The organism is Enterococcus hailinensis (assembly GCF_045862035.1).
Taxonomy (GTDB): domain Bacteria; phylum Bacillota; class Bacilli; order Lactobacillales; family Enterococcaceae; genus Enterococcus_A; species Enterococcus_A hailinensis.
Genome location: NZ_BAAFRV010000056.1, coordinates 1 through 1,064 on the forward strand (window position 1 = coordinate 1; position 1,064 = coordinate 1,064).

Consider the following 1,064-nt stretch of genomic DNA (forward strand, 5'->3'; position numbering starts at 1 on the left):
TTTCATTTGTCAAATTAACCTAGACACAATCTCGACATCCATGTAACTCAAAAAGCTTTCCAGAGGGGTACGATAGTTCAATGATTTTCTGGGAATATGGTTTCGTTTTGATGCGATTGCTTGAACGAAGTGTTCCTCTACGGTGTTGAAATCCATCTGTTTCGGGAGGCCGTCTCGTCGTAGGAGCCCATTGGAGTGTTCATTCAGGCCTCGTTGGGATGGTGTTCCGGGATTGGCAAAGTAAATCGCAATGTCCTGTTCGTTACAGAGCGTTTTCCAATTCGAAAATTCTTTGCCACAGTCAAATGTGATTGATTTGAAGAGGTTTTTAGGAAACGCAGCTAGCCACCTGTTCAACGTCTCTTCAATATCTTTCGCTTTCGTTCCTGCTGGTTTTAGAGTGATAATCGCTTTTGATTGGCGTTCCACTAGCGTAATGATGGCACTCTTGTGATGCGCTCCCACAATCGTATCTCCTTCTAAGTGACCGAACTCTTCTTGGTACTGAGGATAGTCTTGCGCCCTTTCGGCAAGGGAACGTCGAAAAGCCTGTTTTCCTCGCTTTTCCTTGTGTCCATTAGATTTTCGTTTTCCTTTTAATGGCAGAGTAGCACGCTCGAAAACACCTTTTTGAAACATGCGATAAAGCGTGCGAACAGAACAATGAATGGGCTGTTCCGAACGCCCAATCAACACATCAGGATTCCATCCTTTGGCTACTTTGGCTTTGATATAGTCGATTTGTTCAGTCGGCAAAGTACTCGGATGCCGCCCACAGCGAGCTTTGTTTTCTTTATACTGTTGGTAATATTCAAGAGCCGTGTGACCTTCTGCTAAAAAATGGTAGACATTATAGATAGTTTGTCGCGCTCGTTTTAAGCATTTGGCAACTTGTGCCACAGGTTGATGTGTAGTGAAATAAGACTCTATCAAAACTAGTTCGTCTGTAGTAAGATGAGTATAGGTCATTTAGGCTCACTCCTTGTTTTTCTTTAGGCGGAAATACAAGTTGAGTGTAGCATAAATGACTTTTTTTGTTGTCTAGCTTAATTTTACAATTGGCG

1 protein-coding gene is annotated in these 1,064 nt (G+C 42.7%); it reads right to left on the bottom strand.

Annotation, left to right across the window (positions count from 1 at the left end):
* Positions 1-9 precede the first annotated feature (9 nt).
* The gene (locus tag ACKTSC_RS13420; RefSeq protein WP_208775811.1) at positions 10-969 is read right to left on the bottom strand and encodes an IS30 family transposase; all 960 of its coding nucleotides are present in this window, start codon (positions 967-969) and stop codon (positions 10-12) included.
* Positions 970-1,064: the final 95 nt, after the last annotated feature.

Coding starts and splice junctions, on each gene's coding strand:
- ACKTSC_RS13420 (WP_208775811.1), bottom strand. CDS start 969: ATGACCTATACTCATCTTACTACAGACGAACTAGTTTTGATAGAGTCT.